This is a genomic window from Neobacillus sp. 204 (genome assembly GCF_046562815.1).
Taxonomy (GTDB): domain Bacteria; phylum Bacillota; class Bacilli; order Bacillales; family Cytobacillaceae; genus Neobacillus.
On sequence record NZ_JBJORY010000003.1, the window covers coordinates 374,799 to 390,494 of the forward strand.

Genomic DNA, 15,696 nt, shown 5'->3' on the forward strand with positions numbered 1-15,696 from the left:
TCCACTCCTTTTAGTTAAAATTGATGATTTTAAAACCATTATTGGTAAAAAGAACAAATTACAGACCTTTGTATTAATGTATACTCTTTCATTCTTGCTTTTCCTGCTTAATGTTACTATTGTAAGAATAAAGGTTACTAAATTGGAGTTACATATGTAGAAGGAAGTATTACAAGTTGTTAATCGACTGGTCTTCCCATTAAGTTAAGAAAGAGTCCATGAAAAAAAGAGAGTAGCTCTACTCTCCTTCTTCTACAACAATTATATACCCAAGTTGTTGCGGGCCGTCCTCGTATACTTCCCGAGAGACTATGTAATAGTTTTCTTTCGTTTCGTCAGTAATGACCAATTCACTTGGACTTTTGTCAACGGCTGCTGCCTCTAAGCTAAAATATGGTAATCCAAGTGTTGAACGATCAAATGGCATTGTTATCCCTCATTTCTATCTATTAACATTTGCATTCCTAAGGTAAAGTATAACAAATTTTCCCCCTCCAATGCGCCTAATGATTTTTCTTTATTTTCATCTTATGGTACTCTCTTAAAAGAAAAATCAAAACGTTACTGAAAAGAGGGATTCATATTAACGTACTATGGGATTTCGACGGAACCCTGTTTGATACCTATCCAGCACTTGTCTCTGGATTCATCAACTTAAGCCAACAAGACTTGGACCGCGAGGAAGTGCTGAAGTGGCTTAAAATTGATTCCAAAACAGCCTTTAAACATTATGGAATCGATGAGAAGCAGCGACATGAGTATCAAACCTTACATAACTATTATTCAAAGACGGAAAGCCAGCCATTTGAGCACTTAGAGGAAGCTTTATCTTCTGTTGATAACAATATTATTGTTACACATCGTGATAAGGAATCCACCGTATTTTTGCTTGAAAAATATCAAATAGCTCCCTATTTTAAAGACATTGTTTCTGTTGAAGAACAAGGGTTTACAAGGAAACCACACAGTTCCTCCTATGAATATGTTTTAAAAAGTTACCATATCGATTTGGTCGTCGGTGACCGAGATTTAGATTTAATTCCGGCCCGTAAATTAAATATTAAAACGTGTGCTTTTCAAAATCGAAACATTGAAGCGGATTTTCATATTGATAGCTATGCTGATTTTATACCAGAGGTTCTTAACCCGCTTCGACAAAATTAGTTTCTTTTAAAAAATCAACGTGATAATTTTTGAAACTTTATTTAAACTAAATCGTATAAGTGTATATAGGTAGGATGATTAAAAGATTTAAAAAAAATTATTATAGAACGGAAGATCTATATTGGGCTCAACTATATTTTTAATTGGTCAGTATGTTTTTGAGATTTATTATTGGTTAATTTTAATATCTATCTTTGGTTCCTGGTTTCCTAAGTTTCAAGCATCAAAGCTTGGAGGCTGGGTTGCCAAGCTTGTCGAACCTTATTTAGGATTGTTTAGAAGGTTTATCCCACCTCTTGGTCCTATTGATTTTTCACCGATTATCGCATTATTTGCCTTTCAATTTATCCGGAGATTTGCTTTAGAAGGTCTGCGCCAATCATTGAATGTCCTTGGAGCATAAAACAAAAAAGGAGCTGCGCTGCAGCTCCTTTTTTTATATCATCAAAATCTCCCTAATATCTTCTTCGGTAAGGGCAGACATGACTTTCTCATCCGAATCAATAATTTCTTCGATGAGGTGTCTCTTCTTATCTTGCAGTTCATTCATTTTTTCCTCGATCGTCCCTCGGGCCACCAACTTGATAACCTGAACGACATTTTTCTGTCCCATCCGGTGAGCACGGTCAGCAGCTTGTTCCTCCACAGCCGGATTCCACCATGTGTCATATAATATGACCGTATCCGCACTCATTAAATTAAGGCCGGTCCCTCCTGCTTTTAACGAAATAAGGAACAAATCCCGCTCACCTTGATTAAAGCGTTCGCAGGTCTCGACTCGTTCTTCTGATGGAGTCTGTCCATCCAGATAAAAGAAAGGCATCCCTTGCGCCGTTAACGCTCGCCCGATGAGTTCCAGCATTTTCGTAAACTGTGAAAAGATTAACACCCTTCGACCAGAGATCCTTGATTCTTCGACGATTTTCAAGAGTTGTTCGAATTTCGCCGAATTTCCTTGATAATCATCTACAAATAAGCCTGGATGACAGCAAATCTGCCGCAGCCGCGTCAAACCAGCTAATATTCTGATCCGATTTTTTCGAATTGTGTCTTTGTCGAGGTGCTTCAACGTGTCGTGTCTTAATTTCGCCAAATAAGCAGCATACAATTTCTTTTGTTCAGGAAGTAGTTCGACCGATTCCAGCGATTCCATTTTTTCAGGAAGTTCAGCAAGGACATCTTCCTTCAATCTGCGCAGTAAAAAAGGACGAATTCTCCGCGCAATGGTTTGCCTGGTAAGCTTGCTGTATTCCTTAAGACCGAGGAACAGTTCTGGAAAAACAACATGAAAAATCGACCACAGCTCTTCTAACGAATTTTCCACAGGTGTTCCTGTTAGGGCAAAGCGATAATTGGATTCCAGCTTCTTAACCGCTCGAGCGGTTTGGGTCAACGGATTTTTAAAGGCCTGCGCTTCATCGAAAAACACGGTATGAAACGTTTGCTTCTCAAACCAGTTGATCTCGCGGCGCAGTAACGGATAGGAGATAATCATGACATCAACATCCGTCCGTTCTGTCAGCAGCTTGGTCCGCTCTGTTTTTGTGCCATCAATCACAACCGTTTTTAACTGGGAAGCAAATTTCCTGATTTCAGCCAGCCAGTTATAGGTCAACGATGACGGACAAACTACAAGAACAGGCTGGTTATTTTTACGGATATCAGATTGTACAGATGAGATATAGGCGATGCTTTGAACCGTTTTTCCGAGTCCCATATCATCAGCTAAAATCCCTCCGAATCCATAGAAAGCAAGAGTTTTCATCCATTTAAACCCTTGTTTTTGATATTCTTTGAGAATAGGTTCTAAACTCGTTGGCACATCGAACTTCAACTTGCCGGGATAATGTAGGTGATCGAGGAACTGCCGGAAAGATTCCTCTAGCTTGAACGCATCACTAACCTCGACCGTATCAAGGAGTTGAAGACTCTGCTCAATGGGTAAATCCAAACCGCTGGCGAGATCCTTGTTTTTTGTCAATGGTGAGTAAAGAAAACGCTGGATTTCGTTGAATTCTCTTGTCTGAAGCGAGAGGAGTGATCCATTAGGCAAACGATAATATTTCCTTTTTTCCTCTAAAGACGCCAAGACTTCGCGTATGTGTCCTTCAGGAATGCCGTCCATTTCAAATTTGAATTCAAGCCAGTTGGTTCGTTCCTTTTTAATCCTCACCCTCACCTGCGGACGAAAATTCTCTCTGGAAATCCGATTTCGCACAGCAGTGGTTGCATATATTCGGACGAGCTTTTGAAGCTTCGGAACGACGTAAGTTAAAAAATCATACTCCAGTTCTTCATGATGGAGAAAATACCCTCCGTCCGTTTTGGCAAACGAGCTATCCTCAAAAATCTGCAGGATTTCCTCTTCCTTTTCTACATCTCGGATAACTACCGCGCCTGCTGGGAGATCTCTATTTTCCAATGGATTAATCATTAAATTTCCATAGTGAAATTCAAGTCCAGCCAGCAAGCGATTTTTCAGCCGATCCAAATAGAGTTTGGCAACTAAGGGTGTATACATCAATTGCTTCGTGATTGATTCAGCGATTGTAACCTGTCCTAGTTTTTTTAAGCCAGGTGCCACTTTTTCCAGAAAAAACTGGATTTGTGCTTGTGGAATCGGAATTTGACTCGTACCTGAGGCATCGAGCATCTTTTTGAGGTCGGAAAGACGTTTAAAGTCCTGCTCTTCCAGCTGTTTCATTTTCCCTTCAAATAGAACGGAATGATAGGGTTCTAAGAATATCATCCTGCCCAAGTTTTTTACTTTCAGCTGATAGCCGTTCCCCTCCGCTATAGTAAAATCAAACTGTAAGGGCAGCCCTTCGTCTGATACATGCAATCCCAAATAGGTTTGTCCATCATACTCCACCAGCACTGTCGGTATGTTTTGAAGGAAAGAAAGCAGCCGTCCCCATACGGAAGACGGAATGAATAGCAGCTGTTCTTTAGTGGTGTCAGGCACCACATCCATATAAACCTTTTCATCCCGCATGACTTGAATGAGTTGTTCGAGAACGTCATTGTTTTCTTTTTGAAAGCAATGCTGACTTGGGTCAAAGGTAAAGGAACTAGAAAGTATGCAGGTCTTTCCTAATCTGATCTGCTCCAGTAAGTTACGAATGTTCTGGACCTTGATTGATTCAACCGTAATTCCAATCGTGAATAGATTTCTTCCCTTGCCAATATCAATGGGTTTCAAGGTAAACTCGATATCTAGCACTTTTCTTTTTTCAAAATGCAGTTGATGACCGCTTGATCGGACTGGCTGAGTCGAAAAGAGATTGAGTAACCCCTCGGTCAGTTCTTGATTAGTCGCTTGAGCCACCATAGGGATGGTCCCTTTCTGTTGGTGTTCATAAATAGCTATTAAAACCGCCGCAATATGCTGACACTCCTTCGTAAAGGATGCCAGTTTCGGGCAGCTGCATTCGGTTCGAAGGTCATCATTGGGACCTATTTCGATTGACACCTGAAAGTCTTCGTCGCTAATCACTGTTGCTTGGCAACGATTAGGGAGAAATTGTTGAAATATCACTTTATTTGTTTGATAAAAATAATCTCCTCGTTTGAAGGAGACAGTGCCACACATTTCTTTAATGCGTTTATGAGTTAATGGAACGTTCAAGTGTCCTGCTCCTTCCTGAGGTTTAGGTTCTGCTGTCAGTTAAGATATAAAACATTATAGCATAAGTACTTTTTTACTCTAGAATGAAAAACGCCTGCCTTTTAAAACGGTGGGCAGGCGCTTGATAATTCAACTCTATTCTTCAAAGCCGAATCTCATCGTATCAGGATGAGAGCCAGCGCGGCTATCTTGATTTAATCCATCGATTTTTTCCATATCCTCAGCGGACAATTCAAAATCAAAAATATCCGCATTTTCGATAATGCGATGTTCTTTGATTGATTTTGGGATGGTCACCACACCATGCTGCAGATCCCAGCGCAAGATCACTTGAGCAACAGATTTATTATATTTATGCGCAAGATCTTCAAGAACCGGTTCATTTAGAAGCTGCCCTTGTTTTAAAGGCGACCATGCTTCTAGTTGGATTCCTTCCTTTTTACAGTAGCTAAGCAGCTCTTTTTGGGTTAAATGTGGATGGAATTCTACTTGGTTTACCATTGGTTTAATCTCTGCTGAACTGATTAAATCTTCTAAATGGTGAACTTGGAAGTTACTTACGCCAATCGCGCGGACACGACCCTCTTTATAGAGCTTTTCAAAGGCCTTCCATGTTTCTTTATATTTATTTTTTCCAGGCCAGTGAATTAAATAAAGGTCTAAGTAATCAAGTCCTAGCTTTTCTAAACTAGTCTCGAAAGCTTCTAAAGTTGATTCATAGCCTTGTTCCGCATTCCAAAGCTTGGTCGTAATAAATAGTTCTTCGCGTGGAATCCCTGATTCTTTAATCGCTTGACCAACGCCTTCTTCATTTTTATAGATAGCGGCGGTATCAATACTAATGTATCCATTTTTAATGGCTGCTTTAACGGATTGAACCACCTCTTCCCCTTCGTTCACTTTGAATACACCTAATCCAACCCATGGCATTTGTACACCATTATGTAATGTAGTTGTGTTTTTTAAATTTGTTGGTACCATCATCTATTCCTCCTCATTATTTTAGCTGTGTTAAACCTGGCTGTTGATTGCAGCGAAAGGCGCTTATAAAGTTTATCTTCCTCTAGCAGTTTGTACTTTTTCGATATACTGTTTTGCATACTCAGTAATCTTGTTAAATTCCCCTGTTTTAGCCGGTGCCACTAGATTACCGCCTACCCCGACGGCTACACAGCCATTCTTAATCCATTGATCGACATTATCTAAATCGACACCGCCAGTTGGCATAATATTTATTTGTGGAAGCGGAGCTTTTACTGCTTTGACAAACTCTGGACCAAAGGCACTTCCAGGGAACAGTTTCACAATATCGACCCCAGCTTCTAATGCACGTTTCATTTCGGTGAGGGTCATACAGCCAGGCATGTAGGGTACTTGATAAAGATTACATAGTGTTGCCGTTTCCTGATCGAAGGCTGGACTTACTACAAACTGCGCCCCCGCCAAAATGGCAATCCGTGCGGTTGCTGCATCAAGTACCGTTCCTGCTCCAATTACTACATCATTATTATTTTGATAAAGGGATGTTAATTCTTTAATGACTTCATCTGCGCCTTGCACAGTAAAGGTAACTTCGATCCCTTGTATCCCGCCTTCTACACAGGCTTCCGAAATGTTAACGGCCTCTTCCTTTGAGTCTGCCCTTACAACGGCAACCACACCACATTCAGCAATTTTCGTTAATATATTGATTTTTTTCATCATGATTGTCACTTTCTTTCTACTTTTTATTGTTGAGAAGAATTATTTCAAAATAGTTTTCATTGATTTAATTTAAATTTACAAAAGATTCTCTATAACGTATCATATAATAGAACAGCGTTCCAATAAAGTAAAATGAAAACATTCAAAAGAGGTAGAAATCTATGTCTAATGTTCAATCCCTTGAAAGAGCTCTAACCATATTAAATAAGCTTTCTGAATATCCTGATGGCATCCAGATCACGCGACTAGCGGAGCAGGTTGGACTGACAAAAGGTACTCTTCATCGATTGTTATCAACATTATCGAATATGAATTATGTTGTGAAAGATGAAGAAACCGACAAATATAAACTTGGTTTACAAGTCCTCTTTCTTTCTAGAAACCTTTTAAATCACTCGAATATTGTCACTGTCGCAAAACCATATTTAGAAAAATTATCACAAGAAGTGAATGAAACGGTTCATTTATGCATTGAAGATCGCGGCGAAGTGATTTATATTGATAAAATTGAAAGTAATCAAACCATTCGGATGTATTCGCGAATTGGAAGCAGAGCCCCCATGTACTGTACTGGTGTAGGAAAGATATTACTTTCTGGCATGAATCCGGACCAATTTGAGGAAATCGTTTCAAAAATTAACTTCATTCCTAAAACACCAAAAACGATTACTTCGAAAGAAGAATTCATCAATGAAATCGAAAAGGTGAAGGTCCAAGGTTATGCATTAGACAATGCTGAAAATGAAGAAGTTCTAAGATGTATTGCCTCACCTATTTACGACCATAAAGGGAAAATTATTGCCAGTTTTAGTATTTCAGGACCTAATAACCGAGTAACAATGGATGTTATCAATCACACTTTAATTGAAAAAATGAAACAGTATAGTATTGCAATCTCAAGGAACCTTGGATACACAGGTTCTTAGTGGCAGGAGGGCTCTCTACTTGAGAATCCTCTTTTTTGTTTATTCATAAAACCAGGCAAAAGTATTTTTGCCTGGTTTTCTTCCTTTTACAAATGCTTATTATTAAAGCTTTTCCAGTGAGTCTTCGATAAAAGCTTCCAAGCTATCTTTATTGGGTAACCCGTCGTTATCTCCAGGTGACATCACAGCAAGCGCACCGATTGCTGCTCCGCGTTTTACCGCTTCCTTCAAAGGTAATCCTTCCAGTATTCCGCTAACCACACCGACTGCAAATCCATCACCAGCACCTACCGTATCGACGACTTTCTTTACTGGGAAACCCTCGGTGTAAAATTGTTCACCTTCTGAACTTGTGAACGCCCCTGTTGCCCCGAGTTTAATAACGACTGTTTTTACACCGACGGCGTGATAATATTCCGCAATCTCATGAATGTCTTCTTTCCCTGTTAACTGCTTCCCTTCCTCAATGCCGGGAAGAACGATGTCCGCACGGCAGGCAAGGTCGTTAATGACTTGAGCCATTTCTTGTTTGTCCGGCCAAAGTCCAGGGCGCAAATTAGGATCATAAGAAATTTGCACGCCTCGCTCCCTAGCCTCCTTCATTAGTTCGTAAACCATCTCCCGACACCCCGAAGACAAAGCCGGGGGAATGCCTGTCAAATGAATATGATCGAAGCCATCCCAGTTTAAATGAGCGATCGTTTCCAAGTCCATATGTGAGGCAGCTGAATTCTTTCGAGCTGAAAACACTTCTGGATCACCACTCACTACCTTTTGCTTCCATTGCATCCCTGTTAAATAATTAGCATTAAACGTCACATACGTGGTATCAATGGCATTCTGCTTTAGAAACTTTTCGATATTTTTTCCAAACGGGTCCATTCCTAATTGGGTAATATATGTAACTTTATGCCCTAATCGTGACATCCCAATGGAGAAGTTGACCTCCGCACCTGCAACAAAACGATCAAAACGCTCTATGTTTTCTAATGAACCCTCTTGTTCTGCAACAAAGAGTGCCATCGGTTCTCCCACAGTCATAATTCTACTCATACGATCCACCCCTTAATTGAAAAAGAGACATACGCTGAATATGTCTCCCTTGATTTAATTATCAAGCCGTAGCTTTATTTCCGTCCTGCACAACGGATCCTTTGTTTTTCTTTTTCATGTATTGTGACCAATAGGCAGTTAAGATTGGTACTAATATAGACGTTACGATAACAGATGCTGCACACAAAGCCGTTGCGGACTGGGCAACAGGAAGAAATTCTGGTTTCATCGTGGCAATGATCATTGGATTGGCAACCGCAGCACCCGCTGTACTAGAGGCAGCAAGTCCTGCTGTTCCATTTCCTCCGCCGATAAACTTATCTGCTAGCATTAATGGAATACCTGTGATAGCGATTACAAGAATACCTAATAGAATTCCTGCCAGACCAGTCTTCGCAATCACTGTCAGGTCAATCGAGTTACCAAGGGCAAAACCAAAGAATGGAATCATTGTATGTGTAGCTTTACTGAAAAACTCACGGAAATCTTTATCCAAGTTACCAAGAATAAACCCTACTAAGAAAGGTAAGACAGCGCCTACAAATGCTTGCGGTTGAAAGGCTGCTAATCCAGTTGAGCCAAGAATCAACATTGTTACTAGTGGGCCTGATTCAAGTGACATGAGTACAAACGCACCTGCTTCTTCTTTGGAACCGTACTGCTGCATAATGGAAGCATATAACCCGCCATTTGTCATATCCATACAGGCAATTAAAGCGAGAACAGAGAACCCTGCAAAAAAGCCTGTTTGAATTCCGCCATCCGGGATAAACATGGCAGCAACCATGGCAACTACCCATGCAACCGCTATCTTTGTTACCACAAGTGTTCCTGATTTTCGTAAAACAGTACCTGTTGCTTTAATATTGATCCCTGCACCCATACAGAAAAACCATACAGCTAGAATTGGTACAGTACCGGTCATTAACCCATTTGTAAAGGACCCAAAATACTCACCAGATTTTGGAGCAAGCGTATGGATAATTGCACCTAAAAATAATGGAACCAGCATTAGTCCGCCAGGAATTTTTTCAATCGTCTTCATAATTTTCATATTTGCATACCTTACCTTTCGGTTTATAATGGGTAATGTTTTAGCAAGGCTATTTTCATTGAAAACCAAAGGCGGCTTTGAATTAAGCTATCTAATTGAACCGCCTTTGACATTTGGAACTCAATTTACACCACAAAATTGAAATAACTCTTGATTGTAACCCTTCCGAAGCTACTACTCCCTGATTAACGGGCTAACCAACCACCATCAACTGCAAGAATATGTCCATTCATGTAATCGGAGGCTTTACTAGATAAGAAGACAACTACCCCCATAAGATCTGAAGGATCGGCCCATCTTCCTGCAGGAATACGAGAGAGAATTTCCGCATTACGTCCTTCATCCTCACGAATTGGAGCTGTATTAGCGGTAGCAATATAACCTGGTGCAATTGCATTAATTTGGATGTTGTAATGGCCTAATTCGTTTGCAAATGCTTTTGTAAGACCAGCCACCCCATGCTTACTTGCTGTGTATGGTGGAATAAATTTACCACCTTGGAAGGACAGCATCGAACCAATATTGATAATTTTTCCGCTTTCTTGCTTGGCCATTACTCTAGCAACCTCTTGACTTAGAAAATAGACAGCGTTCAGGTTAATATCCATGACCGCATCCCAATCTTCTTGTTTGTATTCTAGTAACGGTGTACGACGAATGGTTCCTGCATTATTTACAAGAATATCTATTTTTCCATAGACATTCAGGCACTCGTCTACAATCCTCTTAATATTTTCCCTCACTGTTAAGTCTGCCTGATGAAAATGGACAGTGCGTCCTGTCTCTTCTATTAAAGATTTGGTTTCATCCCAGTTGGTATCGTGTGAAACAATAAACAAATCTGCTCCTGCTTTAGCTAATGCGATTGCATATCCTTGTCCAAGACCCGTATTTCCTCCTGTCACAATCGCAACCTTATCTGTTAACTTAAAAAAATCTAGTGAAAAATCTCTTAAACTCATTTGTTTTGCCCCTCTTCTTTTATGTCTTCGAATCTTGCAGTTTACAAGTTATCTCAATTGGTCCATGGTTACTTGATCCATATCATTATAGGTTTTATTTTCTCCAGCCATTGCCCAGATAAAAGTATAATTACTGGTTGCACTACCGCAATGAATGGACCATGGCGGCGAAATAACCGCTTGTTCGTTCTTCATTACAAGATGACGCGTTTCCGTTGGCTCACCCATCATATGGAACATTCTTGCGTTTTCATCTAAATCAATATAGAGGTAGACTTCCATTCTGCGGTCATGTGTATGAGTTGGCATTGAGTTCCATACGCTTCCCGTATTTAATTGCGTCAAACCCATCACAACCTGGCAGCTTTGAATCCCTTCATTATGGATCATTCGACGGATCACTCGATCATTGGCACTTTCAAGTGACCCTAATCGGTCACCTTCAATATCCTTAAAGGCAACATGTTGCACTGGATACTCTTTATGAGCTGGAGCAGAGAATAAATAAAACTTTGCTGGGCTTACAGTGGATTCACTAGTGAACAGCAATTCTTTCTTCCCTAGGCCAACATATAAGCAATCTTTGTTGTCCATTTCATATGTCACGCCATCAACTGTGATTTTCCCGCTTCCACCGACATTAAAAATCCCAACTTCTCTGCGTTCTAAGAAGTAATCTGCTTTGATTTGATCATACCCCTTTAATGAAATCGACTCTTCCATCGGTGTGATGCCCCCTACAATGGCACGGTCCTCCATTGTATAAACGAGCTTAATTTCGCCTGGCATAAATAACTCTTCAATTAAATAGTGTTTGCGAAGTTCTTCAGTTGTAAATGCTTTTGCATGATCTGGGTGTGTCGAATATCTAGTTTCCACAATATCCATCTCCTTATATTTAATTGTTATCAACAATGTTTTATTTTGTTCCACATCGTGGTACGATGTTTCATAATTTAATTATAGCGTTTTCATTTTCAAATGGCTAGTAGTAATTTGACAAAAAGGTGAATTTTTATTTTTTATGTTTTCGTCAGCTGAGCTGCTGAAAACATATGGCGAGGTTTCGTTCCTTTTGGTAAAATCATCTAAAAGCATAGGGAGATATCCATTATGATTACCTATCCTTATTTAAAAAAGGACGCAACTATCGGAGTTACAGCCCCCTCATCCGGGGTGCCATCACCATTGCACGAAATCCTTAAACTTGCATGCAGCCGACTGGAACAAAGGGGATTCCGGGTGATCTTAGGTAAAACGGTATGGACTCAGGACAAGGCTAAGTCAGCCTCAGCACTTAAACGGGCGGCCGAATTTAATGCGATGGTCAAAGACAATGACATCGACATCATCATTCCACCCTGGGGGGGTGAGTTATTAGTCGAAATCCTCGAACATATCGACTTTGAAAATATTAATAATAAGTGGGTTTTGGGTTATTCTGATGTTAGCGCGCTATTGCTTGCCATTACCTTAAAAACAGGTATCGCTACCGCTCACGGGACAAATCTCGTAGATATAAGAGGGGAATCGATGGATAAAACAACTGCGATGTGGGAGGATGTTTTAGCAACGAACTCAGGTGACTCCGTTATTCAGTATTCCTCTGACTGCTATCAAAAGGAATGGCAGCATGCTAATCCGTCACCCTGCGTTTTTCATTTAACGGAACAGACTTCTTGGAGAACGGTAGGAAACGGTCCTGCAAAAATCCAAGGACGTCTCCTCGGAGGATGTATAGACATTATTAGGCATCTTATTGGAACACCCTTCGGTGATGTAGATACTTTTAGAAAACATCATATCAATGGAGAGCCTGTCATTTGGTTTTTAGAGAATTGTGAGCTGAATACCACGGATTTACGAAGATCTTTAGTCCAAATGAAGTTAGCTGGCTGGTTTGAAAACTGTTCGGGATTGATGTTTGGCCGAAGTGAAGCTAATAAGCCAGTGGAAAACTATACAGTAGAAGATGTTTATCAAGACCTTGCTGATGAACTTGAAATACCTGTTATTTATGATATTGATTGCGGGCATCTCCCACCACAAATTACTTTCATCAATGGGGCCTTTGCAGAGGTGAAAGTCTCCGAAGGTCAGGGTACAGTATTACAATATTTCCGTCCATAATGACCAACCGATTGTTCAATAAAGCACAGTTTTGTTTACCTAGATCACTTGTAAACTGGTTCCTTTTTCTTTAATAATTCATAGTAAAGGGCTGTGGTTGTTTGAACAACTAAAAATACAACCAACGAATACTTCATACTATAACCATGCTGATAATGTGTAAGTCCCATAATGCCTGAGACTTTCTCCATTAATAAGCCCACAAAGCACCACCCGAGCACATAAAAGATAAATGCCTTTCTACCGATATTAAATCTTTCATAAAAATAAATAAAAAAATAGCTGAACGGGGCAAATAAAAAATAGCTGAGCAAATCAAATAGCTCATATTCGTTAGAATCATTGACCTTATAAAAATCGAGCAATCCACCGCCGATGGTGAAATCGAACAAGGTAGCACTTGCAAATCCCCACACTAAAAATAAAATCGTAATAGATGTAGGTAATTTTTTCGGAAATAGGAAAAATGCAGTATATGCAATAACCAGCATAATTAAGATATATATTTCGTTTTTATCGAAATTTTCCCATAAAATCATTAATAACTCACCACATTCCGAGAGGCTCTCGTATATAACTTATAAGAAAAAATCGCCATTCCATTTAGAATGAAAAAATAGATTCCATCATACCAGTAATTCCAATGTTTAAATTCTGTTATGTCATTAAAGTTAGCGAGACTACTTATGCCAATTAGTATCATAACAACAGAAACAAATAGTATTATTTTCATCAGCAACGAATGACACCATAAAAGAAGATTCACATGAATAACACTTAAGATCGGGATGATTATACTACGGTTAAGTATGAAGCCCGTATATCCCAAACTTGATCTAGTCAGTTTGATTAGTTCCAGTTCTTCAATTACAATCCAGGAAAAGTTAATACTAACAATTAGAACAACTAAAAAAACCAATGTATTTTCGGCAAATGTTAATTTCTTCTTTATAACTACAAAAAGGGATACAATCAGCCATGCTAGGAAGAAAAAAATGACAAAGCCCATAAGAAGCCTCCCAAAGATTTTACTGTTAGTTTAACTATTTTATAAAAATTCATACTAAAAATTGGGAAACTGAAATCATATAATCGGTTGACAAATTGGGGAACATTGAAAGGAGCAGAACCTATGAAATACAAAATTATGGAGAGAGAAAGTTTTCAAGTAGTTGGAATCAAGCGCGAGTTATCATGTGAAAATGGTGAGAACTTAACGGAAATTCCAAAAATGTGGGCTGATGTTCATGCAGATGGAACCAACGATTTATTATTCAAGATGAACAATGGGGAAATTAACGGTGTCCTTGGTGTATGTGTCAATAAACGAGAAACTCAGCCGCAATTAATGGATTACTGGATTGCAACAGAACATTCTGGTGATACTCCAGAATGTTTAATGAATCTCGAGATCCCCGCTTCCATGTGGGCCGTATTTGAAGTTCACGGTGCAATGCCCGATGCTATTCAAAAAGTGTGGAAACAAATATATACAGAATGGTTCCCCTCCGGTCATTACAAGCATGCCGGCACACCTGATTTAGAAGTCTATTCCGCTGGAGATCCACGGAGTTCTGATTACTACTCCGAGATTTGGATCCCTTTAAAATAAAAGGTTCATTTTTTTACGGAATGATAGGAAAATTAATGGTTGATTAACATCTAGTTCATATTTTATTAATAATAGAGAGTTATAGTACATATTAGAGGGGATAGCACGCGTGGCTATCATGGTATTTGGCGTAGGCGGAGCCCATACCTTAGGAAGAGCTGAGCTAAACGATACTTCCTTAAATATGTAAATCTAATACTTACTTGTTTGTTACATATGAAAACTCAACAGGAGTACACCTCTTTAAGAAGAGGTGTACTCTTTTATTGCCTGTTTTCCTAAATACTGTTGTTAAAACTCAATGAGAAACTCATTAAATGTGATATCTTGTGTAAAATTACACTTCAAAATGTGGACATTTTTGATTTATTTAACGACTTTTCTCTTCAATGGGCGAATCTAGGTACTTTATGGGCGAATCTAAAATCACCAAATCTTTTTGACTAGAGTTTTTTTATTTGGAAAGGTTAGTTATTATTTTTATAAGTTGTAAATTACACAAAAACCTTGGGGACAAATCATCCCCAAGGTTTTTTATACTTATTTACCGATAAATTCCTGTGTCCAGTAATTCCCCTCTGCGACGTAACCAACTCCAATATAGTTGTAGTTCGGGCTAAGGATATTCTTACGGTGACCTTCACTGTTCATCCAAGCCTTAACTACTTCCTCAGGAGTTCGTTGTCCCATGGCTATATTTTCACCAGCATATCGATAGGTAATCCCGTATTTCTTCATCATATCAAATGGTGACCCGTACGTTGGGCTTGTATGGCTAAAATAGCCATTAGCAGACATATTACGTGATTTTTCATGGGCCATTTTACTAAGCGTTACATCCACTTTAAGCGCTGGTAATCCATTTTTTGCCCGTTCTTGATTGGTCAGATCGACTACTTTTTGCTCATACGCACTCAATGCACTAGTGGTTTGTGTTGTACTAGGCTGCGTGGCAGCTGCTGGTTGTTGGACAGGCTGTGGTGCCTTAGTCTGAGCAGGCTCTTGTGTGGTTGGGACCGTTTGACTCGGCCCAGTCTGAGCTGGCTCCTTTTCAGTATTTTTTGAAAAGGTAAGACCGAAACTAGCAAGATATTTTTCGATAATACTATTAATCTCATTCAAATTAGTTCCTTGATATACATAGACCTTTTCCTGCACCGACGGACTAGTCGTGGCAGCATGAGCTTTATTTAAGACTGGATTGGACATCATTAATGCTGCTGCAGCGGCTACAGTTAGAATTGCTTTTTTCTTCATCATTATTCTTCCTCCTGTTTTGACAAATTGCAGTTCCTTCGCAAATTCATCGTAACATATGATTTTTGTCATATTTGAGGAAGGATTTTACATTATAAAAGCCTATTTTGATTCTATTAATGTTTCAACTCTTGCTATCTACTGGTACTCTAAGTCTCTGAGACGATAATCAAAAACTACTCATTTCAACATTTTTTACCAAATTA

16 protein-coding genes are annotated in these 15,696 nt (G+C 39.4%); 5 read left to right on the top strand and 11 right to left on the bottom strand.

The features are described 5' to 3' along the window. Nucleotides 1–238: 238 nt before the first annotated feature. Nucleotides 239–427, bottom strand: a complete 189-nt coding sequence (locus tag ACJ004_RS09015; RefSeq protein ID WP_410892569.1) for a hypothetical protein — start codon at nt 425–427, stop codon at nt 239–241. Nucleotides 428–582: 155 nt separating this feature from the next. On the opposite strand from ACJ004_RS09015, the gene ACJ004_RS09020 reads away from it, so the two are divergent. Continuing rightward, nucleotides 583–1,164, top strand: coding sequence for an HAD hydrolase-like protein (locus ACJ004_RS09020; protein WP_410892656.1), 582 nt, complete (start codon nt 583–585; stop codon nt 1,162–1,164). Nucleotides 1,165–1,285: 121 nt separating this feature from the next. Beyond that, a complete protein-coding gene (locus ACJ004_RS09025; RefSeq protein ID WP_410892570.1) occupies nt 1,286–1,567 on the top strand; it encodes a YggT family protein in 282 nt (93 codons plus the stop codon). 33 nt (nt 1,568–1,600) lie between these two features. Here ACJ004_RS09025 and ACJ004_RS09030 read toward each other — a convergent pair whose 3' ends face one another. From ACJ004_RS09030 to ACJ004_RS09040, 3 genes are all read right to left on the bottom strand, one after another. Then, on the bottom strand, nt 1,601–4,792 hold the full coding sequence (locus tag ACJ004_RS09030) for a DEAD/DEAH box helicase (protein ID WP_410892571.1): 3,192 nt from the start codon (nt 4,790–4,792) through the stop codon (nt 1,601–1,603). Nucleotides 4,793–4,927: 135 nt separating this feature from the next. Further along, entirely contained in the window at nt 4,928–5,773 is an 846-nt protein-coding gene (locus ACJ004_RS09035; protein ID WP_410892572.1) for an aldo/keto reductase, read from the bottom strand. A gap of 72 nt (nt 5,774–5,845) precedes the next feature. Continuing rightward, nucleotides 5,846–6,493 (bottom strand): bifunctional 4-hydroxy-2-oxoglutarate aldolase/2-dehydro-3-deoxy-phosphogluconate aldolase, encoded by a 648-nt coding sequence (locus ACJ004_RS09040; protein WP_410892657.1) that lies wholly within the window; start codon nt 6,491–6,493, stop codon nt 5,846–5,848. Nucleotides 6,494–6,657: 164 nt separating this feature from the next. Here ACJ004_RS09040 and ACJ004_RS09045 point away from each other — a divergent pair, with 164 nt between their 5' ends. After that, nucleotides 6,658–7,422 carry an IclR family transcriptional regulator gene (locus ACJ004_RS09045; protein ID WP_410892573.1) on the top strand — a complete coding sequence of 255 codons (765 nt, stop codon included), beginning with the start codon at nt 6,658–6,660 and terminating at the stop codon, nt 7,420–7,422. 102 nt (nt 7,423–7,524) lie between these two features. Here the strand turns inward: ACJ004_RS09045 and ACJ004_RS09050 are convergent, their stop codons facing one another. The 4 genes from ACJ004_RS09050 to kduI form a co-directional block, all read right to left on the bottom strand. Next, nucleotides 7,525–8,475 carry a sugar kinase gene (locus ACJ004_RS09050; RefSeq protein WP_410892574.1) on the bottom strand — a complete coding sequence of 317 codons (951 nt, stop codon included), beginning with the start codon at nt 8,473–8,475 and terminating at the stop codon, nt 7,525–7,527. 61 nt (nt 8,476–8,536) lie between these two features. Further along, entirely contained in the window at nt 8,537–9,529 is a 993-nt protein-coding gene (gene kdgT, locus ACJ004_RS09055; protein ID WP_410892575.1) for a 2-keto-3-deoxygluconate transporter, read from the bottom strand. 185 nt (nt 9,530–9,714) lie between these two features. Then, nucleotides 9,715–10,491 carry a 2-dehydro-3-deoxy-D-gluconate 5-dehydrogenase KduD gene (gene kduD / locus ACJ004_RS09060; protein ID WP_410892576.1) on the bottom strand — a complete coding sequence of 259 codons (777 nt, stop codon included), beginning with the start codon at nt 10,489–10,491 and terminating at the stop codon, nt 9,715–9,717. Nucleotides 10,492–10,539: 48 nt separating this feature from the next. Further along, complete coding sequence (kduI, locus tag ACJ004_RS09065) at nt 10,540–11,370, bottom strand: 5-dehydro-4-deoxy-D-glucuronate isomerase (protein ID WP_410892577.1); 831 nt, start codon at nt 11,368–11,370, stop codon at nt 10,540–10,542. A gap of 234 nt (nt 11,371–11,604) precedes the next feature. Between kduI and ACJ004_RS09070 the strand changes: the two genes are divergently transcribed. Beyond that, nucleotides 11,605–12,621 (top strand): S66 family peptidase, encoded by a 1,017-nt coding sequence (locus tag ACJ004_RS09070; RefSeq protein WP_410892578.1) that lies wholly within the window; start codon nt 11,605–11,607, stop codon nt 12,619–12,621. A 44-nt stretch (nt 12,622–12,665) separates the two neighbouring features. On the opposite strand, the gene ACJ004_RS09075 is transcribed toward ACJ004_RS09070, so the two are convergent. Beyond that, nucleotides 12,666–13,160: a hypothetical protein gene (locus ACJ004_RS09075; protein ID WP_410892579.1), complete on the bottom strand. Its 495-nt coding sequence runs from the start codon at nt 13,158–13,160 to the stop codon at nt 12,666–12,668. Then, nucleotides 13,160–13,630: a hypothetical protein gene (locus tag ACJ004_RS09080; RefSeq protein ID WP_410892580.1), complete on the bottom strand. Its 471-nt coding sequence runs from the start codon at nt 13,628–13,630 to the stop codon at nt 13,160–13,162. The genes ACJ004_RS09075 and ACJ004_RS09080 overlap by 1 nt, the downstream gene beginning before the upstream one ends. Before the next feature lie 123 nt (nt 13,631–13,753). On the opposite strand from ACJ004_RS09080, the gene ACJ004_RS09085 reads away from it, so the two are divergent. After that, on the top strand, nt 13,754–14,233 hold the full coding sequence (locus tag ACJ004_RS09085) for a GyrI-like domain-containing protein (protein WP_410892581.1): 480 nt from the start codon (nt 13,754–13,756) through the stop codon (nt 14,231–14,233). Nucleotides 14,234–14,773: 540 nt separating this feature from the next. On the opposite strand, the gene ACJ004_RS09090 is transcribed toward ACJ004_RS09085, so the two are convergent. Continuing rightward, on the bottom strand, nt 14,774–15,490 hold the full coding sequence (locus tag ACJ004_RS09090) for a CAP domain-containing protein (protein ID WP_410892658.1): 717 nt from the start codon (nt 15,488–15,490) through the stop codon (nt 14,774–14,776). Between the last annotated feature and the right edge of the window lie 206 nt (nt 15,491–15,696).